This window comes from Nocardia sp. GP40 (genome assembly GCF_050434125.1).
In the GTDB taxonomy this organism is placed as follows: domain Bacteria; phylum Actinomycetota; class Actinomycetes; order Mycobacteriales; family Mycobacteriaceae; genus Nocardia; species Nocardia albiluteola.
On the sequence record NZ_JBNPVW010000004.1, the window covers coordinates 609,720 to 631,009 of the forward strand.

The 21,290-nt window shown below is 67.5% G+C and carries 20 protein-coding genes and 2 pseudogenes; 14 read left to right on the top strand and 8 right to left on the bottom strand.

What is annotated here, in order from left to right; genetic code table 11:
- Positions 1 to 486: 486 nt before the first annotated feature.
- The 3 genes and pseudogenes from ABH933_RS15965 to ABH933_RS15975 form a co-directional block, all read right to left on the bottom strand.
- On the bottom strand, positions 487 to 1,518 hold the full coding sequence (locus tag ABH933_RS15965; RefSeq protein WP_429428114.1) for an ABC transporter ATP-binding protein: 1,032 nt from the start codon (positions 1,516 to 1,518) through the stop codon (positions 487 to 489).
- A gap of 294 nt (positions 1,519 to 1,812) precedes the next feature.
- Positions 1,813 to 2,031, bottom strand: a pseudogene (locus ABH933_RS15970) (hypothetical protein); the annotation flags it as partial.
- A 68-nt stretch (positions 2,032 to 2,099) separates the two neighbouring features.
- Positions 2,100 to 3,842: a PEP-utilizing enzyme gene (locus ABH933_RS15975; RefSeq protein WP_429427924.1), complete on the bottom strand. Its 1,743-nt coding sequence runs from the start codon at positions 3,840 to 3,842 to the stop codon at positions 2,100 to 2,102.
- A gap of 222 nt (positions 3,843 to 4,064) precedes the next feature.
- Here ABH933_RS15975 and ABH933_RS15980 point away from each other — a divergent pair, with 222 nt between their 5' ends.
- From ABH933_RS15980 to ABH933_RS15995, 4 genes are read left to right on the top strand one after another with little or no spacing between them, the layout of a single operon-like run.
- Positions 4,065 to 4,865 (top strand): 5'/3'-nucleotidase SurE, encoded by an 801-nt coding sequence (locus tag ABH933_RS15980; protein ID WP_429427926.1) that lies wholly within the window; start codon positions 4,065 to 4,067, stop codon positions 4,863 to 4,865.
- Between the two features lie 25 nt (positions 4,866 to 4,890).
- Entirely contained in the window at positions 4,891 to 6,288 is a 1,398-nt protein-coding gene (locus tag ABH933_RS15985; RefSeq protein WP_429427928.1) for a 4-hydroxyphenylacetate 3-hydroxylase N-terminal domain-containing protein, read from the top strand.
- 43 nt (positions 6,289 to 6,331) lie between these two features.
- Positions 6,332 to 7,522, top strand: coding sequence for a thiolase family protein (locus ABH933_RS15990; RefSeq protein WP_429427930.1), 1,191 nt, complete (start codon positions 6,332 to 6,334; stop codon positions 7,520 to 7,522).
- A gap of 33 nt (positions 7,523 to 7,555) precedes the next feature.
- Positions 7,556 to 8,320: a 3-hydroxyacyl-CoA dehydrogenase gene (locus ABH933_RS15995; RefSeq protein WP_429427932.1), complete on the top strand. Its 765-nt coding sequence runs from the start codon at positions 7,556 to 7,558 to the stop codon at positions 8,318 to 8,320.
- 182 nt (positions 8,321 to 8,502) lie between these two features.
- Here ABH933_RS15995 and ABH933_RS16000 read toward each other — a convergent pair whose 3' ends face one another.
- From ABH933_RS16000 to ABH933_RS16010, 3 genes are read right to left on the bottom strand one after another with little or no spacing between them, the layout of a single operon-like run.
- Positions 8,503 to 8,628 (bottom strand): hypothetical protein, encoded by a 126-nt coding sequence (locus tag ABH933_RS16000; RefSeq protein ID WP_429427934.1) that lies wholly within the window; start codon positions 8,626 to 8,628, stop codon positions 8,503 to 8,505.
- Between the two features lie 34 nt (positions 8,629 to 8,662).
- Entirely contained in the window at positions 8,663 to 9,277 is a 615-nt protein-coding gene (locus tag ABH933_RS16005) for a MarR family transcriptional regulator (protein WP_429427936.1), read from the bottom strand.
- Between the two features lie 40 nt (positions 9,278 to 9,317).
- Positions 9,318 to 10,820 carry an AMP-binding protein gene (locus ABH933_RS16010; protein ID WP_429427938.1) on the bottom strand — a complete coding sequence of 501 codons (1,503 nt, stop codon included), beginning with the start codon at positions 10,818 to 10,820 and terminating at the stop codon, positions 9,318 to 9,320.
- A 155-nt stretch (positions 10,821 to 10,975) separates the two neighbouring features.
- Here ABH933_RS16010 and ABH933_RS16015 point away from each other — a divergent pair, with 155 nt between their 5' ends.
- From ABH933_RS16015 to ABH933_RS16060, 10 genes and pseudogenes are all read left to right on the top strand, one after another.
- Entirely contained in the window at positions 10,976 to 12,178 is a 1,203-nt protein-coding gene (locus ABH933_RS16015) for a cytochrome P450 (RefSeq protein WP_429427940.1), read from the top strand.
- A complete protein-coding gene (locus ABH933_RS16020) occupies positions 12,171 to 13,598 on the top strand; it encodes an aldehyde dehydrogenase family protein (protein WP_429427942.1) in 1,428 nt (475 codons plus the stop codon). The genes ABH933_RS16015 and ABH933_RS16020 overlap by 8 nt, the downstream gene beginning before the upstream one ends.
- A complete protein-coding gene (locus tag ABH933_RS16025) occupies positions 13,595 to 14,401 on the top strand; it encodes an SDR family oxidoreductase (protein WP_429427944.1) in 807 nt (268 codons plus the stop codon). The genes ABH933_RS16020 and ABH933_RS16025 overlap by 4 nt, the downstream gene beginning before the upstream one ends.
- Complete coding sequence (locus tag ABH933_RS16030) at positions 14,398 to 15,885, top strand: pyruvate, phosphate dikinase (protein ID WP_429427946.1); 1,488 nt, start codon at positions 14,398 to 14,400, stop codon at positions 15,883 to 15,885. Before ABH933_RS16025 ends, ABH933_RS16030 begins: the two co-directional genes overlap by 4 nt.
- 132 nt (positions 15,886 to 16,017) lie before the next feature.
- Positions 16,018 to 16,746: a TetR/AcrR family transcriptional regulator gene (locus ABH933_RS16035; protein ID WP_429427948.1), complete on the top strand. Its 729-nt coding sequence runs from the start codon at positions 16,018 to 16,020 to the stop codon at positions 16,744 to 16,746.
- A 58-nt stretch (positions 16,747 to 16,804) separates the two neighbouring features.
- Positions 16,805 to 17,842, top strand: a complete 1,038-nt coding sequence (locus tag ABH933_RS16040; protein ID WP_429427950.1) for a 2Fe-2S iron-sulfur cluster-binding protein — start codon at positions 16,805 to 16,807, stop codon at positions 17,840 to 17,842.
- Between the two features lie 29 nt (positions 17,843 to 17,871).
- Positions 17,872 to 18,657 (top strand): enoyl-CoA hydratase/isomerase family protein, encoded by a 786-nt coding sequence (locus ABH933_RS16045; protein ID WP_429427952.1) that lies wholly within the window; start codon positions 17,872 to 17,874, stop codon positions 18,655 to 18,657.
- 31 nt (positions 18,658 to 18,688) lie between these two features.
- A complete protein-coding gene (locus ABH933_RS16050; RefSeq protein WP_429427954.1) occupies positions 18,689 to 18,829 on the top strand; it encodes a hypothetical protein in 141 nt (46 codons plus the stop codon).
- Positions 18,830 to 19,516 carry an SDR family oxidoreductase gene (locus ABH933_RS16055; RefSeq protein WP_429428116.1) on the top strand — a complete coding sequence of 229 codons (687 nt, stop codon included), beginning with the start codon at positions 18,830 to 18,832 and terminating at the stop codon, positions 19,514 to 19,516. It begins immediately after the preceding gene.
- Positions 19,517 to 19,584: 68 nt separating this feature from the next.
- A pseudogene (locus tag ABH933_RS16060) lies at positions 19,585 to 20,448 on the top strand (IS256 family transposase); the annotation flags it as partial.
- A gap of 427 nt (positions 20,449 to 20,875) precedes the next feature.
- On the opposite strand, the gene ABH933_RS16065 reads toward ABH933_RS16060, so the two are convergent.
- Positions 20,876 to 21,079 carry a nuclear transport factor 2 family protein gene (locus tag ABH933_RS16065; RefSeq protein WP_429427956.1) on the bottom strand — a complete coding sequence of 68 codons (204 nt, stop codon included), beginning with the start codon at positions 21,077 to 21,079 and terminating at the stop codon, positions 20,876 to 20,878.
- Positions 21,046 to 21,258 carry a hypothetical protein gene (locus ABH933_RS16070; protein ID WP_429427958.1) on the bottom strand — a complete coding sequence of 71 codons (213 nt, stop codon included), beginning with the start codon at positions 21,256 to 21,258 and terminating at the stop codon, positions 21,046 to 21,048. The genes ABH933_RS16065 and ABH933_RS16070 overlap by 34 nt, the downstream gene beginning before the upstream one ends.
- Positions 21,259 to 21,290 lie beyond the last annotated feature (32 nt).

Genomic DNA, 21,290 nt, shown 5'->3' on the forward strand with positions numbered 1-21,290 from the left:
CGTTCGGGACGGTGTCCCGTTGGCTCATAACCCAGAGGTCGCAGGTTCAAATCCTGTCCCCGCTACTACGAAAGGCGGTCCTGGCCAACAGGTTTCAGGACCGTCTTTCAACTTTTGTCGAGGTTGATGACATCGCTGTTGGCATCACGCCGAAACGGTCATCGCGGTCAGCGTCAGTGACTCAATGAAACATTTGTCTACCAGGTGCTTTCCGACGGACAGCGTGGAACGCATGGGACTGTGATCGTTGGGTTGCCAGCCCTGTGATCGCACGACCTTGTCAGCGTCTCCTAGGGCCTCAGTGGCCTGAGGTGGGTGCTGGGCAAAGCTGGTGTGTCGGTTCGAATCTGTGGGGCGGCACGTACAGCATCCACAACAACACGAACCCGCCGAAGGTGCCGGAGCACGCGGTGGCGTGCTGGTGTCGAGCGAAGATCCCTCATTACCCGCGCTCGACACCAGCACGATCGGTGGGGTGGATGTCGCTCAGTGCCCGGTCTTCGACTCCAGCAGGTGTGGCTGTCCGGTGACCCGGACATCGACGACAGTGCCTGCGGGTGGGGGAGCGGAGTCCGCGGCTGTGTAGGCGATGAGCCGATTCGGAAGGGTGACACCGGGTTCCGGGGTGAGCTCGACGCGGTGGTCGTACCCCCGGAAGTGACTGCGTTCGATGTGGCACCGCACCGAGGCCGTTGCGGGCTCGTCGCCGATGCGGAGTTGTTGCGGTCGGACCATGAGGTACGAGCCCGGTGTGGTGGGCGCTGGGAGGCCGAGGGCAATCAGCGTCGCCGGTTCGGTGGGAATCAGGTTGGCCTCGCCCAGGGTGCGGGCCACCTCCGCGTCGACCGGGTGGTGGAACAGTTCGTGGGGTTCGCCGGCCTGGGCGATGCGTCCGTCGCGCAGGACCGCGATGAGGTCGGCGAAGGCGAGTGCCTCGTCGACGTCGTGGGTGACGAGGATGGCCGTCGCGTGTGCCTGGTGGAGCAGGTCGGCGACCTCGGTGCGCAGGTCGGCGCGGAGTGCGGCGTCGAGCGCGGAGAATGGTTCGTCGAGCAGCAGCAGGTCCGGGCGCGGGGCCAGGGCGCGGGCGAGGGCGACGCGTTGCTGTTGCCCGCCGGAGAGCTGATGGGGGTGACGGTCGCCGAATCCGTTGAGGCCGACCAGGTCCAGCATTTCGGTGACGCGGGCGCGGCGTTTCGCGCGGGGCAGGCCGAAGCCGATGTTGGCGGCGATGCTCAGGTGGGGGAACAGCGCGCCGTTCTGGGGGACGTAGCCGATGCGTCGTTGTTCGGCGGGTACGTGGGTGTGGCCGTCGTCGAGGACGCGGCCGCCGACGGTGACGGTGCCGCTGTGGGCGCGGTGGAATCCGGCGATGACGCGGAGCAGGGTGGATTTGCCGCAACCGGACGGGCCGAGGACGCAGGCCAGCGCGCCGTCGTCGACGGCGAGGTCCACGCCGTGCAGGACGGTGTTCCGGCCGTGGATCGCGGTCAGATTGGTGATCTTGACGCCGGTCATCGGGCACCTTCTTCTGCCGTGCGTAACGTTCGTGTGGCCACGATGAGGACGGCCGGGATCGAGAGTGCGGTCATCACCACGGCGTACGGTGCGGCCGCGCCCCACGCCAATCCCGAGGTGTAAACCCAGAATTGGGTGGCCAGGGTTTGGGTTCCGGTGGGCCGCAACAGGAGTGTGGCGGTCAGCTCGGTGGTGGCGGTCAGCGCGACCATCGCGAAGGCGGCCCCGAGCCCGGGGGGCGATGAGCGGCAGCGTGACGCGGCCGAGCACCGTCCACCAGCGGCTGCCCAGGGATCGGGCGACCTCCTCGACGCCCGGCGGCACCTGGGCCAGCGCCGCGCGGACCGCGGTGAGGGCGAGCGGGAAGAACAGCACGACATACCCGGCCACGAGCATCGGCGGCTGCTGATACAGCGGCTGCGCGTAGCGAATCCCGAAGTACACCACCGCCAAAGCGACGGCGATGCCCGGCAGCGCCCGGCGGCCGATTCGTGAATGGTCGCGCCGCGTCACCAGAGTGTTGGAGGGGCTACCCGGTGACGCGGCGCGAACTGCAGAGATTCGACGGGGGTGGAACCGAATTACTCTGCGGGGAGGATGGTCACGGTGGCGGCGGTGCCGTCGACTTCGATGAGGGCGCCGTCGGGGATGCGGGTGGTGGCGTCGGTCGCGGAGACGACGCAGGGGATGCCGAGTTCGCGGCTGACGATGGCGGCGTGGGAGAAGGGGGCGCCGACATTGACGACGACCGCGGAGGCGGCGACGAACAGCGGGGTCCAGGACGGGTCGGTGATCGGGGCGATGAGGATGTCGCCGGGTTCGAGGGCCGACGGGTCGTCGGGGGAGGTGAGGACGCGGGCGCGGCCCTTGGCCACACCGGAGCAGCCCGAGACGCCGGTGATGGTCTCGCCGGGTGACAGCAGGGTGGTGGTCTTGGCCGAGCGGCGCTGCCAGGTGTCGAGCTCGGGAACCTGACGGGCGACGACGAAAGGCGGTTCGTAGTCGAACAGTTCGAGGTAGCTGTCTTCGCGGTCGCGGACCGTGTCGGTGAATGCGGCGGGATCGGTGAGGTAGTCGTCGAGCTCCCATGCGAAGAGCATGAAGATCTGCTCCGGGGTGTCGAGGACACCGGATGCGACGCCTCGGCGGCCGAGTTCCAGTGCGGGGAGCCGGATTTCGTGGATCACCATGGCGGCGGTAGTGCGGGCGCGTTCGCGGCCGCGCAGCCATAGGGCAGCGGCATTGAGGGTTGCCTCGAATTGCGCACCGGTTTCGGCGTCACCGGCGATGATCTCGCGAATCGCGGCGGCCGCGGCCTCGCGTTCGGCGGCGCGCACGCCGTTCTTGGCGTCGGGGGCCTCGTCGTCGCCGACGTGGCGCATGCGATCGATGGTGGCCAGCGCGAGTTCGGGCTTGACGCCCCAGGTGGCGGCGCGGATCTCCCATTCGGCGGGGCCGCGGAAATCCCAGTCGCGCAGGAAGGTATCGAGTTGCCCGGTGAACTCCTTGACGACCAGGTCGTCGCTGCCGAACAGCCGCTCGTACAGGCCGTTGAGTCCGGCGTCGAAGACGGCGGCGACCTCGGGCGCCTGCGCGGCGCGGCTGAGCGTCCACATCCGGATGGAGGGTCCGGTGGAGTCGACGTCACCGATGCCGCTGACCAGGCTCAGCGCCATTTCGGGACGCCCGACGGCCGCGGCGATCTGGGCGATCGCGCCGAGTCCGACGCCCGACTTCAGGCTGGCCTCGATGTGGTGCTGGAACAGCCGCCGCAGGATGTAGTCGAAGGACGTGATGCGTTCGCGCAGTTGCTGATCGGTCAGGGTGGCCATATCGGGCCGGTTCGCGCGGATGTCGAGTACCTCGCGGCGGTCGGCGTCGAAGGCGGCGAGATCGGTCGCGCCGATGACCTCTTCCATCAGCCAGGCGCCGGCGGCGGCCTCGTGCTCGGGGCTCTCGTCGAAGTCGCGACGCTCGCTCTCGTAGCTCGGAATGCCGGGCATGTCGCCGAAGTACTGCAGGTCCACGGCCTCAGGTGACATACCGGGAACTCGGACGCCGAACAGCCGCATGAGCGACATGTTGATGTAGAGGTAGCTGCCGAACGCCGGGATGATGTTCTTGTCGACGGCCGCGTCGTAGAGGTCCTGATCCCACACCCGGCAGGCGACGAAGGCGTCCCGCCAGCCGGGCTCGAGGTTGTGCTGGAATCCCGCGGACGCGTTCAGCGGGCTGATGGGATCGGGAAAGATCTCTCCGACATTGGCCCGCGAGTACAGGGGAAAGACCTTCGACACAGCGTCGTTGATGGGCCACTCGGCCATTTGAAGCCTTCTTCCACGAGTTGACCGGTAGCCGCAAGGCGTTGCGAACCGATCCATTAGCGACTTGCCATTCACAGTTTGCTGTGACTGCTGTCACGATGTCAAGCAGTGTACCGATGTTCTGCCGAACTCTGGTAGACAAAGTTGTGAATGAATAGTCACAATCGAGATCATGTGTCGGCGGCGACCGCCGAGCGGGCTGCCGGAGAAGGGATCAATCGGATGCGGATCATGGTGACCAACGACGACGGAATCGGCGCGCCGGGCCTACTGACCCTGGTGCGGGCGCTGCATGCCGCGAGCCATCGGGTCGAGGTCGCCGGGCCGCTGTCCGACCACAGTGGCAGCGGTTCGTCGGTGGGTACGGTCGAGGACGGCGCGACCATCGCTTACGAAGAACACGCCTTTCCCGGACTCGACGACGTCCGGGTGCTCGGTTTCGACGCGCCCCCGTCGTTCGCCGTACTGGCTCTGCGCACCGGAACCTTCGGGCCTGCACCGGATCTGGTGGTGAGCGGGATCAACCCCGGGCACAACACCGGGCGCGCGATCCTGCACTCCAGCACCGTCGGCGCGGCGCTGACCGCGGTGTCGACCGGGGCGCGCGCGTTGGCGATCAGCTGCGGGTTCGCTCCGACCCATCGATTCGACACCGCAGCCGCCGTGGCCACCGCGGCGGTGGAATGGATGGTCGAGTACAGCGCGCCGCGCACCCTGCTCAATATCAACGTGCCCGATCTGGATCTGGCCGCCCTCAGAGGGGTTCGCAATGTGACCCTGGCTCCGCGCGGGCTCATGGGCCTGGACCTGATCCGGACACCGACGACGGTGCGGCTGCGGCGCTTCGACAATACCGAAAAGCTGGTCGCAGGAACCGATTCCGCCACGGTGCTCGACGAGTACGTGGCCGTCGGCGCGCTGCTGGGCGTGACCAGCGACACGGGCGCCGACCTGACCGGCGCGGTGCGCGCCATCGAGCACGCTTTGCCGGTCGCGAGCTCGGCGCTGCCTGCCGCCGAATAGACGAACTTCGAAGAAGGAGAAGGGCATGGGAATACGAACAGCCGCGCAGTACCGCGAGGGCCTGCGGGACGGTCGGCGTGTGATCTACCAGGGTGAGCCGGTCAAGGACGTCACCGAGTTCGGCGAATTCCGTTCCGCCATCGACCATTCTGCCTGGTGCTATGAAATCTCGCGGCAGCAGCCGGAATTGGCGATCGCCGACGACGGTGACGGTGAATACACCGCGTTCTACCGGGTCCCGCGCACGGCCGAGCATCTGGCGGCGCGCGCCCGGCTGATCGAATCGACCTCGCGGCTGGGTGCGGGCACCATCGTGCTCAAGGAGGTCGGCAGTGACGCGCTGTTCGGTTTGCTGCGTGCGCTCTCGGGTCAGGGGCTCGAGAACGCGACCGCGTTCTACGAACAGTGCTGCCGCGACGACACCGCGCTCGCCGTGGCGCAGACCGATGTGAAGGGCGACCGTTCGCTGCCCCCGCATCGGCAGTCCGACCCGGATCTGTACCTGCGCATCGTGGACGAGGACGCTGATTCGATCACCGTGAGGGGTGCGAAGGTGCACACCTCCTTCAGCGCCAACGCCGACGAGCTGATCGTTCTGCCCACGCGCGCCATGGGCCCCTCCGACGCCGACTACGGCCTCAGCTTCGCCATCCCGGTCGATACCCCCGGCCTGACGTTGTATGTGTCGCCGTACCTGCACGGTGAGCGCAACGAATTCGAGCACCCGGTGTCGCTGCGGCACAAGATGCTGGAAAGCCTGACCGTGTTCGACAACGTGCGGGTTCCCAAGGACCGGGTATTCCTCAACCGGCAACCGGAACTGGCCGGGCCGCTGGCCATCGCCTTCGTCGACTACCACCGCTTCACCGCGATCAACTACAAACTGCCGCTGCTGGACATCATGGTCGGCGCGGCCATTCTGGTGGCCGAGGCCAATGGCATCGCCAAGGCCGGGCACGTACGCGGCAAGATCAGCGAGCTGATCAACTACGCCGAGACCGTCCGCGGCCTCGGCGAACTCGCCGCGGTCCGCTCGGTGACCGGCGGCAACGGCGTGCAATTGCCCGACCGACTGGCGGTCAACATGGCGAAATACCAATTCGCGCACGGCTTCCACGCCGCCGTATCCACGGTGCTCGACCTGGCCGGTGGTCTGGTCGCCACCGGACCCGGCGGATTGGACTGGGCCAGCCCCGAGGTGCGCCCGGTGCTCGAGAAGTACTTCGCCGCCGCGGTGCCCGCCGAGCGGCGGCTGAAGCTGATCAACCTGATCTCCGACGTGTGCGCCCGCGATTTCGGCGGCTATCAGTCGGTGTTGGCTACCCACGCCGAAGGCTCGACCGAGGCAGAGAAGATGGAGCTCGGCCGCGCCTACGACGCCACCCGCGCCACCGACTACGTCTCCGGCCTGCTCGGGCTGTGACCGGCTCATCTCTCGTATTCAGCTGTAGGAGAAGGCAATCCGAATGAACAATGCTGTCATCGTGGACGTGGTCCGCACACCTTCGGGTAAAGGCAAGCCCGGCGGCGCGCTCTTCGGTGTGCACCCGGCCGAACTGCTCGCGACCGTGCTACGGGAACTGGTGTCCCGCAACGACATCGACCCCGCGCTCGTGGAGGACGTGATCACCGGTTGCGTGGGTCAGGGCGGTGAACAGTCGATCAACATCGGCCGCACCGCGGTCCTGGCCGCCGGGTTCCCCGAGACCGTCCCCGCGACCACCGTGGACCGGCAGTGCGGGTCGAGCCAGCAGGCGGCCCAGTTCGCCGCCCAGGCGATCATGGCCGGAACCTGCGGCGTCGTGATCGCGGCCGGTGTGGAGTCCATGAGCCGGGTGCCGATGTTCTCCCAGGTCATGGGGAAGGACCCCAATGTCGCACCGCTGCGGCACCGGTTCCCGGACGGACTTGTGGCCCAGGGCATCTCGGCCGAGCTGCTGGCGGTGCGGTGGAAGCTGGACCGCGCGCGGCTCGACGAGTTCGCGGCCCGCTCGCATCGGCTGGCCGCGACCGTGGCCGCCGCCGAGGCCGCCCGTCAGGTGGTGCCGGTCGAGGTCGTCGATAGCGACGGCAACCGGCGCACGATGACCACGGACGAAACCGTCCGGCCCGCGACCACCGTCGAAGGGCTGGCCACGCTGTCACCGGTGTTCCGGGACGACGCGATCGCGGTCCGGTTCCCCGAGATCGACTGGCGGATCACGGCCGGCAATTCCTCACCGTTGACCGACGGCGCGTCCGCCGCGTTGATCATGAGCGAAACCACTGCCGCGGCATTGAATCTCACGCCCCGCGCGCGGTTCCACTCGTTCGTGGTCACCGGTAGCGACCCGCTGCTGATGCTCGACGGCGTCCTCGCCGCGACGGAGAAGGTGCTGGGACGCGCCGGTCTCGGCATCGACGACATCGACGCCTACGAGGTGAACGAGGCGTTCGCGCCGGTTCCGCTGCTGTGGGAGAAGCACTTCGGAACCGATCCGGACAAGCTCAACCCGGCCGGCGGGGCGATCGCCCTCGGGCACCCGCTCGGAGCGTCCGGCGGTCGGCTGCTCGCCTCCCTGGTCAACCACCTGGAGTCCACCGGTGGGCGGTACGGGCTGCAGACGATGTGCGAGGGCGGCGGCATGGCCAACGCCACTGTCATCGAAAGGCTTTGAGCAGACACCACTCTCGATCAGGAGTCAACCGTAGTGAAGCTGTACAACGGCGTCGCGCTAGTGACCGGTGGGGCCTCCGGGCTCGGCCACGCCACCGTGCGCGCGCTCACCGACTCGGGGGCACATGTCGTCGTCCTCGACCTGCCCTCGTCGCCCGGGAAGCAGGTGCAGGACGAAATCGGCAGGGAGCGAATCACTTTCGCCCCCGGAGATGTCACCTCCACCGAGGACGTCCTCGCCGCGCTCGATGCCACGCGGGTCCACGGGCCCTTGCGTGCGGTGGTGAACTGCGCGGGTGTCGGCCCACCTGCCAAGGTGCTCGGCAAGGACGGTCCGCTGCCGCTCGAGTCGTTCGAACGCATCGTCCGGATCAACCTGTTCGGCACCTTCAACGTCATCCGACTGGCCGCCGAACGCATGGCGGCCAACGAGTCGCTCCACGGGGAGCGCGGTGTTATCGTCAACACCGCCTCTGTCGCGGCGTTCGACGGGCAGATCGGCCAGCCCGCCTACGCGGCGTCCAAGGGCGGCATCGTCGCCATGACCCTGCCCATCGCCCGGGAACTCGCTCGCCACCAGATCCGCATCGCCGCTGTCGCACCGGGCATCTTCGACACCCCGCTGCTGCAGACGCTCCCTGAAGAAGCCCGGCAATCGCTCGGAGCCCAGGTTCCGCACCCGTCCCGCCTGGGCGACCCGGTCGAGTTCGCCGCACTCGTTCAGCACATCATCGACAACCCGATGCTCAATGGTGAGGTGATCCGGCTCGACGGCGCCATCCGCATGGCCGCGAAATAGGCGACGAACGAGAGGGGCGGCGGGCTGAATTGGCCCGCCGCCCCTCTCGTCTGTCCATACGTGCGAACTATTGCGTTTCAGCGTGCTTGGCGTCGATCGTCGATCGACCACAGCCGTGCGCACGGTAATGGCGGTAGCCCCGGCCGCACGTTCGCATCGATGGAGATGTGCAGTCCCGAGGGTCAGTTGCGCAGCGCCTCAGCGAAATTGCGGGCCTGGGTCATGGTCGCGTGGAACTCGAAAAGCAAATCGGCGACGAAGACTCGCACCCGGCAGTGCCCGTCGGGTTCCTTTCGGGGTACTGCCATGTCGTGTCCTCGTCGCCGGTGGTGCGGGCACGATTCAGCCTTCGTCGTGCGCGCCGCGTTCGCGATTGAGGCTCAGCAGCAGGTCCTGGTGCAGTTCCATCCAGATGTCGTGGTAGCTGTCGTACATCGGGCGGGCGAAGGCGGCGTTGTCACCGGCCCGGATCCGATCCAAGGCCGCGGCCAGGCGGGATTGGTAGCGCCCGTAACGGGGCAGCAGCGGGGCGATGTGGGCGAAGCTCGGGTCGAGTTCGCCGTGGACCGCGGCGAGCCGGTCGATCACCTTCGCGTCGTAGTCGGGGTCGCTGTGGTCGTTGGGCTCGGTCTCCGAACGCATCTGCCAGCTGTGGCAGACCTCCTTGAAGGACCCGTTGATGGGTAGAAACGTCTGATAGAAGTCGGCGAGCTGAGGCTGGGCGGCAATGGTGTCGAGGTCGGCGGCGAGCCGCTCCACGTATTCGGTACGGCCGAGGGGGGTCAGCGACGAACCGGTCAGGCGGCCGTTGGTGCGCACCACGAGCCCACTGTCGATCAGCGGGGACAAGCGGTCGGACAGCAGTTCGGCCGGTACCCCGGACATGGCGGCCAGGACCGGGTCGCTGGCAAGGCCTTTGACGCGCAGCGAGTGCAGGATGTCGAATTCGATGGGCATCATTGCCTCCAGATGTGTTGCCGTGGTGGATCAGGACGGGTCAGCGCATGGCGAGATAGCGCGCCCGCAGGTCTTTCTTGTTCAGTTTTCCGGTGGGGTTGCGGGGGAGGCGGTCGGTGAATTCGATCGACTTGGGCGCCTTGAACCGGGCCAGCAGATTGCGGCAGTGCTCGATGAGCGCCTGTTCCATCTCGGCTCCCGCCGTACGGCCGGGCCGCAATTCCACGACGGCCTTGACCTGTTCGCCGAATTCCGGGTCGGGGACGCCGAAAACGGCGGCATCGGCGACGTCGGAATGGGTGACCAGCACGGCCTCGATCTCCTCGGGATAGATATTGACCCCACCCGAGATGATCATGAAGCTGTCGCGTCCGGCCAGATACAGGAAACCGTCGTCGTCGAGGTATCCCGAGTCGCCCATACTGCGCCAGCCGGACTTGTCGTCGTCATTGCGGTAGTTGGAGTTGTCGACGCGTTCGAACCAGACCCGTCCGACCGTTCCTGTCGGGAGCGGTACCCCGTTCTCGTCGGCGATGTGAACCCTGGTGCCGTCCAGCGGTTTTCCGACCGATCCCGGGTGGCTGCCGGACTCCTCGGGCGTGATATAGGTGTGCCCGTACCCTTCCGAGGCACCGTAGTACTCGTGCAGGACCGGACCCCACCATTGGTTGATCTGCTCCTTCACCTCTACCGGGCAGGGCGCGCCCGCGGTGAAGGCGACGCGGTGGGTGGGGGAGAGCTCGATGTCCGCGCGATCGTCGAGGCGCAGCAGCCGCAACAGCATGGTCGGCACCCACTGCGAATGCGTCACGCCGTAGCGGCGGATCGCTGCCATCGCCTCGGCGGCGTCGAACCGCTCCATACAGACCACGGTGCCGCCGAGGGCGAGGGTGATCAGCTGGAACGTGAACGGCGCGGCGTGATAGTTCGGCGCCGGGGACAGCAGGACCGTCGAGGAGTCGACGCCCAGTTTCGACACCAGCCCGGCATGGCGGGCCGGGGCCTCGGCGGGGTGGACACCCAGCAGCTGCTGGCGGAAGGCCTTCGGCCGACCGGTGGTGCCGCCGCTGTAGAGCACCCGGGCACCGAGCAATTCGTCGGCGATCGGGGTGTCGGGCAGATCGGCGATCGCGGTCGCGAGGTCGTCGAAGCCGTCACCGTCGTCATCGGTGCTCAATAGGATCACGTCGTCGCGTCCGGCCAGTGCCTCGGCCACGGTGGCGCGCAGGGCGGCGCTGGTGACGATCGCGGCAGGTTCGGCCTCGGCCAGTAGCACGGCCAGCTCACTGGCCGCGAGATGCCAGTTCAGCGGGGTGACGTACAGACCCGATCGCATGCCGGCGGCGACCACGATCGGCCATTCGATCCGGTTCTCCAGTACCAGGACCAGTGACCAGCCCGGGCCGACACCACGTCCGCGCAGCAGGTGCGCGAGCTGGTTGGAGCGGCGGTCGAGCTCGCCATAGGTCAGCGTGTCGCCGGAGGAGGCCATCACGAAAGCGATGTCCTCCGGTTTCTCCATTGCGATCGTTGGTGGGTACACGGCACCTCATTTGTGAATGCACTGTCGCTTACGTGGGTTCAGGGTAGTCACACGTCAACAGGTCCTACAAGACATCTTTGCAATCCGGATCACATATGATTTAGTGAAATGGCAGTCACAAACTAGTGTGGCGGCACGGGAGCTGGGAGGCAACGATGGTGACCGGCAGTGACATCGATCTGATGGACCTGCGGGCCTTCGAGGCAGGCGAGGACGACCGCGTGTTCGCTCGACTGCGCGAGGACGATCCGCTGCATTGGAACGATGAACCCGACGGGCCCGGCTTCTGGTCGGTGACACGCTACGCCGACGTCAAGGCGGTCGCGGCGAACCACGCCGACTTCACCGTCGTGCACGGCACACAGATCGCCAGCCGTCGCGCCGAGGGTGAGGGCGGGCGCAGTATCCATCACGTGGACCCGCCCGAGCACGGTCCGCTGCGCAAGCTCGTCACCCCGCATGTGCGCCCGGCCAAGGTGAAATCGCTCGAGGCCGACATCACGGCGGTGATCGACGAGCTACTCGACAAGGCGCTCGACGCCGGGGAGTTCGACTTCGTCGCCGATGTCTCCGCCCAGCTGCCGTTGGTCATGATCGGCCGCCTGCTGGGCGCGCCGGTCGAGGATTGCCCGCATCTGCTGCGCTGGACCAACCAGATGGCCTCCGAGGACCCGGACTATTCCGAGGGCCCAGAGACCGCGGTGCGTGCCCGCGATGAGGTGTTCGGCTACTTCCGTGAACTCGAGGATGCCCGGCGCGCCTGCCCAGTCGACGATCTGGTGAGCGTGCTGACCGCCGCCGAGATCGACGGCAAGCCGCTCGAGCGCGGGTATCTGGACGCCTACTACCTGATCCTGATGGTCGCGGGCAACGAGACGACCCGCAACCTGCTCAGCGGCGGGGTACAGGCGCTGCACGAGAACCCGCAGTGGTGGGACGTCATCCGCGAGAACCCGAACCGCATCCGCGTGCTGGTGGAGGAGATGATCCGCTGGGTCTCGCCGGTATTGTCCATGCGCCGCACCGCCGTTCGCGATGTCGAGATGCACGGCAAGACCATCAAGGCGGGCGACAAGGTGGTCATGTGGTTCTGCTCGGCCAACCGTGACGAACGCGTCTTTCCCGACGCCCACCTGTTCATCGGTGACCGCTTCCCCAACGAGCACCTCGGATTCGGGTGGGGCGAACACGCCTGCCTCGGTAGCCATCTTGCCCGCATGGAGGCGCGCCTGTTCTTCACCCGCCTGGTCGAGCGTGGCATCGACATCCAGGTGCTCGGTGAGCCGAACCGGTTGCGCAGCAATTTCTTCCGCGGCATCAAGACGCTGCCGGTTCGATTGGAGCGTCGCGATGGCTGACCTCGGACGCGCCCGCTGCCTCGTCGGCGGCGACTGGATCACCCCCGGCGGGCCGGGAATCGCCGTCGTCGACCCATATTTCGAGGAAGTGATCGGCGAGGTCGGCGAATCCGGCCCCGACATGGTCGACCGCGCGGTCACCGCCGCGGCCGCCGCCCAGCCGGTGTGGGCGCGCTTGGATGTCGGTGCGCGCACCGACATCCTCGAGCGGGTTGCCGACCTGCTGGTTCGCGATGGCGATTGCATGGCCGCCCTGGTCGGCCGCGAAATGGGCATGCCCGTGCGGCTGGCCCGGGTCACGCAGGCGGACGTCCCCGCGAACGCGCTGCGGACGACGGCGCGGCTGGCCCGCGAGTTCGCGTGGCAGGAATCGATCGAAGGCGCGTTGTTGCAACGCATTCCCGCCGGGGTGGTCGCGGCGATCACCCCGTGGAACATGCCCGTCCACCAGATCGTGGCGAAGGTCGCGGCGGCACTGGCCGCGGGCTGCACGGTGGTGTTGAAGCCTTCGGAGCAGACGCCCTTCGACGCTCTGGCCCTCGCCGAGCTGTTTCTCGAAGCCGGTTGCCCCCGAGGCATTCTCAATATCGTCACCGGAACAGGCGTGGTCACCGGCACGGCACTGGCCGTGCATCCGAGGCTGGGCCACGTATCGTTCACCGGCAGTGTCGTGGCCGGGCGCACCGTGGCGGGCATGGCCGCGCGCACGCTCACCCGCTGCACCCTCGAACTCGGCGGCAAGTCTCCGGTGCTGCTGCTGCCGGACGCGGACCTGCCGACCGCGGTGGCAGGGGCGGTCGCGGGCGGGCTGGTCAATTCCGGGCAGGCGTGCAATGCGACGACCCGGATGCTGGTGCCCGCGGACAAGATCACCGACGTGCTGTCGCTGGTGCAGGCCGAGACCGCCAAGTATGTGCTCGGCGCGCCAGCAGATCCGAACACCACGCAGGGCCCGCTTGCCTCGGCACACCAGCGTGACCGGGTCCTCGGCTATGTGGGCGACGCGGTCGCGGCCGGTGGCGCGCTGCTCACCGGAACCGGAAGGCCTTCGGAGGCTTGCGATCACGGGTTCTTCGTCGACCCGACTGTGATCGTGGGGCTGCCCGAGGACGCGGCGGCGATCCGGGAGGAGATCTTCGGACCGGTCATCGCCATCCAGACCTATGCCAATATCGACGACGCGGTACGCATCGCCAACGACACCGATTTCGGGCTGTCCGCGGAGATCTGGTCGGCCGATCCCGACCGGGCACGGCGACTCGCCGGTCGCTTGGATGCGGGCCAGGTCAAGATCAACGGAGTGCGCACCCGCGACCGGCTCGCGGTGCCGTTCGGCGGACTGAAGGACTCCGGCTACGGTCGCGAACTCGGTGGTGCGGGCATCGCGGAGTTCACCGAGCTGCGGGCGGTGCTGTCATGACCGAGTCGACCGATCACATCGCGCCGATCGTGGTAACCGGCGCGGGATCCGGAATCGGTCTGGCGCTGGCCCACCGGCTGCACGCGCAGGGCACACCGATCATCGCGCTCGATCGCAATGACTGCCCGATCGCGGGCGTGCCGACCATTCGCTGCGATCTGGCCGAGCCGGCCGCGATCGACGCCGCGGTATGGCAATTACCCTCGGACATCGGCGGATTGGCGAATGTGGCCGGTGTCCCGGGCACCGCGCCCGCACCCATCGTGCTCGCCGTCAACGTGCTAGCGCCGCGCCTGCTCATCGAGAAGCTGCTGGCGCGCCTGGCCATCGGCTCCGCCATCGTCAATGTGGCCTCGGTCGCCGCGGGACGCAATACCCAGCCACCCGAGGCCATCGCGGAACTCGCTGCCACGGAGAACCTTCCGAGCCTGGACACCTGGTTGCGCGAGCACCCGATCGAGGGCCCGGCCGCCTACGACACCTCCAAACGCGCACTCGTCGACTGGACCCGCGCACTGGCCGCCGAGCTGATCCCCCGCGGCATCCGGGCGCTATCGATCAGCCCCGGCCCCATCGAAACCCCGATCCTGGCCGACTTCACCGCCAGCATGGGCGCCGAGGCTATGGCCCGGTCGGCCGATGCCGTCGGCCGGCACGGCACCCCCGACGAGGTCGCGGCGGTGATCGCCTTCGCGCTCTCGACCGACGCCTCCTGGCTCAACGGCATCGACATCCTCGTCGAGGGCGGGCTCCATGCCACCCGCTCGGCGACCTTCCCCGCGCTCAAAGGACTCATCCGATGAACACCCCCACCGCTGTCCCCGACGTCGTCGCCCTGGACGGCGTCCTGCCCGGCAACAAGGAAATCCTGGGCGGCAAGGCCTACAGCGTCAACAAGATGCGGGCCCTCGGCCTGCCCGTGCCACCCGCCTTCGCGTTGCCCATCCACGTCTGCGACATCTACCACGGCAACGATCGCGCACTGCCGGAACATATCTGGCAGCAGGTGCTGGCCCAGTTGCGCGCCCTGGAGATCGAAACCGGCCGCACGTTCGGCGCGGGCCCGTCCCCGCTGCTGGTGTCGGTGCGCTCCGGCGCCGCGCAGAGCATGCCCGGCATGATGGACACCGTTCTCAACCTCGGGCTCACTCCCGCGCTGCGTGACGCGCTTGCCATCGAAACCGGCAACGCGCCGTGGGCCGCCGACACGTGGAATCGCTTCCGCGACAGCTACACTCATATCGTCACCGGCATGCCGGGTACCGAACCGCCCGCCGACCCCTGCCAGCAGTTGCGGGCCGCTATCGGCGCGGTTTTCGACTCCTGGACCAATGAGCGCGTGCGCGCCTACCGCGAACGGCACGGCCTCGGCGCGGGCGGCGGCACCGCGGTCACCGTGCAGGCCATGGTGTTCGGCAACCGTGACGACCGCTCCGGCACCGGCGTGGTGTTCAGTCGCGACCCGGCCACCGGCGAGAACGTCCTCTATGGCGAGTGGCTCGACCGCGCACAGGGCGAGGACGTGGTGTCGGGGGAGAAGACCCCGCTCGAGGTGCGGGCGTTGCGGGCGGACCGGCCCGAACTGTACGCGGAGATCGAGCGGATCGCCGCACTGCTCGAGGCCGAACACAATGACTTGGTGGACATCGAGTTCACCGTGGAGAGCGACCGGCTCTACGTCCTGCAGTCGCGTGCGGGCAAACGCTCGCCTGCCGCGGCCGTGCGCATCGCTGTCGATCTGGCGCGTACCGGAGTCATCAGCAAAGAGGAAGCGGTGCAGCGTATCTCGACCGAGCAGGCGGAGAAGCTGGCCTCCGGGGGCGGCAGCCGAACCGACCTGCCGGTACTCGCCACCGGCACGGCGGCCGGTCTGGGCGTCGCGGTCGGGCAGGCGGTCGACGACATCGACCGCGCCCTCGAACTCGCCGCTCGAGGCGTGCCGGTGGTGCTGGTGCGGCCGTCCACCTCACCCGCCGATGTGCCCGCCATGTTCGAATCCATCGCCGTGGTCACCGAACTCGGCGGCAGCACCTCCCACGCCGCCCTGGTCTGCCGCGAGATCGGCCTGCCCTGTGTGGTCGGCTGCGGTACCGGGGCCATGGCGGCGCTGGCCGGCCGCACGGTGACCGTCGACGGCGCCTCGGGCACCGTCTTCGATGGTGACGCGCGGGACACATCCGACACCGGCATCGACGATCATCTCGCCGAGCTGCTGTCCTACCTGCCGGCACCGATTCCACCAGGACACCCGCTGGCCGCACTCGCGGTCCTCTTGGAAAGGGCGTGAGCAACAATGGCTTTCGACGATCAGACCGCGGCCGACACGGTCGACCCGCCCGTCCGCAGGAGCCGGGCACGCAAGACAGCGGCCGGAACGGTCAGTGATACCATCGTCGCAAATTCGGGCGGGAGGCGGACGATGGCACGCAAGACGGCGGCGCAGGCGCGCCCCGCGCGCACCATCGACGACGCCTACACCGACGCCGGGCTGCTGGACGCCGACACGGCGGCGCCGTCCAAACGCCCGAACCGGCGCGGTGAGCAGACCCGCGAGAAGATCATTCAGGCCGCGACCGAATGCTTCAGCGAATACGGCTACACCCGCACCCGGATCTCCGACATCACCCACCGCGCGGACATCTCGCAGGGCAACTTCTACCGCCACTTCACCAGCCTCGACGACGTCTTCCTCGCGGTCTTGCGCCCGGGCCTGGAGGAATTGAGCGCGGCCATGTCCCGGCGGCTGACCACCGACAGCGAACTCGACGCGCTGATCGACGTCAATGTCACCTATCTGCACGCCTATTCCCGCCACCGCAAGGTCTTGCGGCTGCTGCGGGAAGCGGCGGCGGCCAGCTCCAACGAGGGATTTCAGCAATTGTGGCTGAACCTTCGCGGTGACTTCGTCGCCCGCACCCGCCGTTGGCTGCAACGCCTGCGCGACGCCGGGACGATCGGTGCCACGAATGTGGACCTGCTCGCCGAAACCCTGGGCTGCATGACCGAGCAGATGGCCTACGTGCATGTGGGTCTGCCCGCCTCGACCCCGAAGCGTGAGCGCATCGACGAACTGGGCAAGGCCCTGGGCGAGGTCTGGTACCGCGCCCTGCCGCCCGCCGCGACCGCGGCCACCGAGAAACAGCGCTGACGCTCGCTGTCCGTGTTCACCGGCCCGATGCTCGGGCCGCCGCATCCGAGGATGCCCCATGACCCATACCATGACACCTCTACTCGGCCATACCGTCGGCATCAGACGGGTCATCGACGAAACCGATGACGCGAAATCGATCGTGTTCGATATCCCACCGGAACTGCGCGATGCCTTCGCGTATCGGCCCGGTCAGTTTCTGACCCTCCGGATTCCCAGTGACACAACGGGTTTCGTCGCACGATGCTATTCACTGGCCAGTTCTCCCCATGCCGATGACGAACTGAAGGTGACGGTGAAGCGCACCGCGGGCGGCTACGGCTCGAACTGGCTGTGCGACAACGCCGTCACCGGCGCTGAGCTGCGCGTGCTGCCGCCCGCGGGCACGTTCACCCCCGATGACCTCGGCGGCGACCTGTTGCTGTTCGCCGCGGGCAGCGGTATCACCCCGGCGATGTCCATCCTGAAAAGCGTGCTGGCGCAGTCCGACGCACAGGTCACCCTCTTCTATGCCAACCGGGACGAAGCCTCGATCATCTTCGGAGCCGAACTGCGTGAACTCGCCGCTGCCCACGCCGGGAGGTTGGTGGTGACCCACTGGCTCGAGACCGAGCGCGGCCTGCCGACGGTGGCCGGACTGAGCGAGTTCGCCGAACGCTTCCCCGACCGTCCCGCCTACCTGTGCGGACCCGCGCCGTTCATGGACGCGGTCCGGCACTGCCTGATTACACTCGGGGTGGACCGCAAGCGCATTCACGCCGAGGAGTTCCTGTCGCTGCACGGCGACCCCTTCGCCCCCGCGCCCCCGATCCCGGCCGACGGCGACCGCTCGACCGTGGTGGTCCACCTCGACGGTGCCACCCACACCCTGTCCTGGCCTGCCGCCGCCTCGCTCGTCGACGTGCTGCTCGAGGCAGGGATCGACGCGCCGTTCTCCTGCCGCTCGGGCGAATGCGGTTCCTGCACCGCCACATTGACCACCGGCACGGTCGAGATGGCGTGCGCCGACGCCCTCGATCCCGATGACGTCGCCGACGGCTACATCCTGGCCTGCCAGGCCCACCCCACCAGCCCGTATCTTGAAGTCGAATTCTGACCGAATCCCCCTACCGCCCAAGGGTTTCCATGACCAGCTCCACTGTGTACACCACCGCGGACTCCCCGGTCCTGTTCGACCGCTCCGGCCCGGTGGCCACGATCGTGCTCAACCGCCCGCGATACTCCAACGCGATCGATATGGCCACCGCTCGGTACTTCGCGGAAGCCGTCGCCACGATCGAGCGCTCCCCGGACGTGCGCGTCGTCGTGCTGCGGGCCGAAGGCCGAAACTTCTGCGCCGGAGGCGATGTCACCGACATGTCCGCCACCTCGGACACGGGAACGTTCATCGCCCGCCTTGCCGAGGTGATGCATGAGGCGATCCTCGGCCTGGCCCGCCTGGAGGTGCCGGTCGTGGCCGCGGTCCAGGGAGCGGCCGCGGGCGCGGGCCTGGGTTTGGTGCTCTCGGCTGATCTGGTGGTGTGTACCGAACCGGCCCGATTCCGCACCGCCTACTCCGGTATCGGCCTGAGCCCCGACTGTGGTGTCACCTATTGGCTGCCACGGGTGATCGGTGCCGGACACGCGACGCAGATGATGCTGACCAACCGCGTGATCGACGCCGACACCGCCTGGCAGTGGGGACTGGTCACCGACGTGGCGCCGGGCCCGCGACTCGACGATCACGTCGCGGAGCTGGTCTCCGGACTGGTCGAGGGTTCCGGCCCGGCTTTGGGTGAAGCCCGCCGGCTGCTGCGCGGCCCGCACGTTCGGGCGCTGGCCGCGCACTTGGACGAGGAAGCCGCCACCATCACGCGGCTGGCCTCCGGAGCCGACGCCCGCGCCCGCATCGATTCCTTCGCCCGCCGCTGATCGCGGCACCGAAACCGAAGTGAGAAAACTCTTGAACGACACCATGTTCCACGGCAAAACGATGGTGATGTCCGGCGGCAGCCGGGGCATCGGCTTCGCCATTGCGGAGGCATTCGCCCTTCGCGGCGGCAATGTTGTCCTGCTGGCCAAGACCGACCAGCCCCATCCCTAGCTGCCGGGTACCGTGCACACCGCCGTCGAGGACATTCGCGCGGCCGGTGGGACGGCGGTCGCGGTCGTCGGCGACGTGCGCGACGACGCCGATGTCGAACGCGCCGCGGCGACCGCGGTGCGCGAATTCGGCGGCATCGACATCTGCGTCAACAACGCCAGCGTGCTGGATCTGTCCGGCACAGAAGAACTTCCGATGAAGAAGTTCGACCTGATGCAGCAGGTGAACGTGCGCGGCACCTTCACCCTGACCCAGGCCTGCCTGCCGCACCTGCGCAAATCCGCGCACGGCCAGATCCTCACCCTCTCACCGCCGCTGAACCTGTCGCCGCACTGGCTGGGCAAGCATCCCAGCTATATGCTGGCCAAATACGGAATGACCCTTTTGACAATGGGTTTCGCCGCAGAATACGCCGACGTCCCTGTTGCGAGTACCTGCCTGTGGCCGGAAACCACCATCGCCACCGCCGCCGTCGTGAACCTGCTCGGCGGCAACGAAGCAGCCGAACACGCCCGCAACCCCCGCATCATGGCCGACGCGGCCATGGCCATCTTCGCCGACCCCACCGCCTACACCGGCCGCTGCGTGATCGACGCCGATGTCCTCAGCGCCGCGGGCGTCACCGACCTCGGAATCTACGGCGGCCGAACACCACTCGACTACGACATCTTCGTCGACCCGAGGTGACGGGACTGTGGATTTAACGGTGGTTCCGGCCTGATTCGCTGAACGAAGTTCAGCGGGAAGGTGCCACCATGACCACACTTGATCCGGTGACGAGGAAGAACAAGCCGGTCCAGGCTTCGGCCGAGGCGCTGGCCGCCCAAGAGCTGGTGCGAATGGCCAAGGAACAGGGCTTGTCCCTGACCGGGCCGGTCGGGCTGCTCAAACAGTTCACCAAGACGGTCCTCGAGACCGCGTTGAACGAGGAGATGACCGATCACCTGGGGTTCGACAAGGGCCAAGCCCCCGAGGAACGCGAAACATCGAACGTGCGCAACGGGACCCGGCCCAAGACGGTGTTGACCGAGACGACCGGGCACGTGCAGATCGACGTGCCTCGCGACCGCGACAGCACGTTCGAACCGCAGATCGTCAAAAAGCGGCAGCGCCGCCTGAGCGGGGTCGATGAGATCGTGTTTTCGCTGTATGCGAAAGGCCTGACCGCCAGGGAGATTTCGGCGCACTTCGCCGAGATCTACGGCGCGTCGGTGTCGAAGGAGACGGTCTCTCGGATCACCGACAAGGTGATCGCGGAGATGCAGGAATGGGCTGCCCGCCCACTCGATCAGGTCTATGTGGCGGTCTTCATCGATGCGATCGTGGTCAAGGTGCGCGACGGTCAGGTCGCGAATCGGCCGGTCTACGCGGCGATCGGGGTCACCGTCAACGGGGAGAAGGACATTCTGGGGTTGTGGGCCGGCACCGGCGGTGAGGGCGCCAAGTTCTGGATGAGCGTGCTCACCGATATCCGCAACCGTGGTGTGAAAGATGTGTTCTTCGTGGTCTGCGACGGGCTCAAGGGCCTGCCGGATGTGGTTGGGAACGTGTGGCCGCTGGCCACGGTCCAGACCTGCATCATCCATTGGAGCCGTAAAGATTCAACTTGGCGATTCGCGGTCCCTATCTGGCGTGATATGGGTGAAAATCTCTGTGGCAGTGGCGAATTTGCGTGTGGAAGGGGTGGCGACGAAGCCGTCTTGGTCGAGCAGTGGTGCGACGTCGTCGATGGCGTTGCGGATGGTGCCGCGGCTGACGCCGAACAGCTCGGCGAGGGTGTGCTGGTCGCATACCGACATCACCAAGGATTTCCCTGCTGTGACCCGCACCGCCGCGGACGGCGCCCGCATCGTCGTGCACCTGGCCACTCTCGAGGAGAACGGGCCCACCGGCGGATACTTCAACGAGGCCGGCCCGGTGCCGTGGTGAAGACAGCCCACCTCCTGAACCCACCCGACACCCACCGCGTGTCTCTATATTCATGGAGCCTACGCGGGGCGCGGGTGAGGGGAATGACCGCTTCACCACTGCGAGCGCGGGTTCGCTTCAGAACATGCCGTGCGGGGTCAGCGCGGGTTCGGGGACTGGCTGGACGACGTCCCAGTGTTCGGTGATGCGGCCCGAATCGACGCGCCAGATGTCGGCGACCGCGTCGCCGCGAGTGCCATCGGCGGGATCGAGGTGGTAGTGCACGACGACATGGTGTTCGTCGGCGATCACCCGGGCGATGTGCAGTCGGGCCCGGGCCACGGGGCGCCGGTGATGTGGGCGATGAACGCATCGCGGCCCGAGGGGTTGCCGGGGCTGTGCTCGACGAAATCGTCGGCCAGCACCTCGGCGAGGACCGCGTGGTCACCGCCGGCGAACCTGGTCATGGCTTCCGTGACGATCCGGCGGTTCTCGGCGGCGGTGTCGGTGATGTCGGTCATGTGCTCGACAGATCCCTTCGTGATGGAGGTAT

What these genes read in the sequence shown, in the direction of transcription:
- ABH933_RS15985 (WP_429427928.1), top strand. Translation starts at nt 4,891, where the DNA reads ATGGGAATACGAACAGCCGCGCAGTACCGCGAGGGCCTGCGGGACGGT.
- ABH933_RS16070 (WP_429427958.1), bottom strand. Translation starts at nt 21,258, where the DNA reads ATGACCGACATCACCGACACCGCCGCCGAGAACCGCCGGATCGTCACG.
- ABH933_RS15965 (WP_429428114.1), bottom strand. Translation starts at nt 1,518, where the DNA reads ATGACCGGCGTCAAGATCACCAATCTGACCGCGATCCACGGCCGGAAC.
- ABH933_RS16005 (WP_429427936.1), bottom strand. Translation starts at nt 9,277, where the DNA reads ATGCCCATCGAATTCGACATCCTGCACTCGCTGCGCGTCAAAGGCCTT.
- ABH933_RS16000 (WP_429427934.1), bottom strand. Translation starts at nt 8,628, where the DNA reads ATGGCAGTACCCCGAAAGGAACCCGACGGGCACTGCCGGGTGCGAGTC.
- ABH933_RS15975 (WP_429427924.1), bottom strand. Translation starts at nt 3,842, where the DNA reads ATGGCCGAGTGGCCCATCAACGACGCTGTGTCGAAGGTCTTTCCCCTG.
- ABH933_RS15990 (WP_429427930.1), top strand. Translation starts at nt 6,332, where the DNA reads ATGAACAATGCTGTCATCGTGGACGTGGTCCGCACACCTTCGGGTAAA.
- ABH933_RS15980 (WP_429427926.1), top strand. Translation starts at nt 4,065, where the DNA reads ATGCGGATCATGGTGACCAACGACGACGGAATCGGCGCGCCGGGCCTA.
- ABH933_RS16035 (WP_429427948.1), top strand. Translation starts at nt 16,018, where the DNA reads ATGGCACGCAAGACGGCGGCGCAGGCGCGCCCCGCGCGCACCATCGAC.
- ABH933_RS16015 (WP_429427940.1), top strand. Translation starts at nt 10,976, where the DNA reads ATGGTGACCGGCAGTGACATCGATCTGATGGACCTGCGGGCCTTCGAG.
- ABH933_RS16020 (WP_429427942.1), top strand. Translation starts at nt 12,171, where the DNA reads ATGGCTGACCTCGGACGCGCCCGCTGCCTCGTCGGCGGCGACTGGATC.
- ABH933_RS16040 (WP_429427950.1), top strand. Translation starts at nt 16,805, where the DNA reads ATGACCCATACCATGACACCTCTACTCGGCCATACCGTCGGCATCAGA.
- ABH933_RS16025 (WP_429427944.1), top strand. Translation starts at nt 13,595, where the DNA reads ATGACCGAGTCGACCGATCACATCGCGCCGATCGTGGTAACCGGCGCG.
- ABH933_RS16045 (WP_429427952.1), top strand. Translation starts at nt 17,872, where the DNA reads ATGACCAGCTCCACTGTGTACACCACCGCGGACTCCCCGGTCCTGTTC.
- ABH933_RS16030 (WP_429427946.1), top strand. Translation starts at nt 14,398, where the DNA reads ATGAACACCCCCACCGCTGTCCCCGACGTCGTCGCCCTGGACGGCGTC.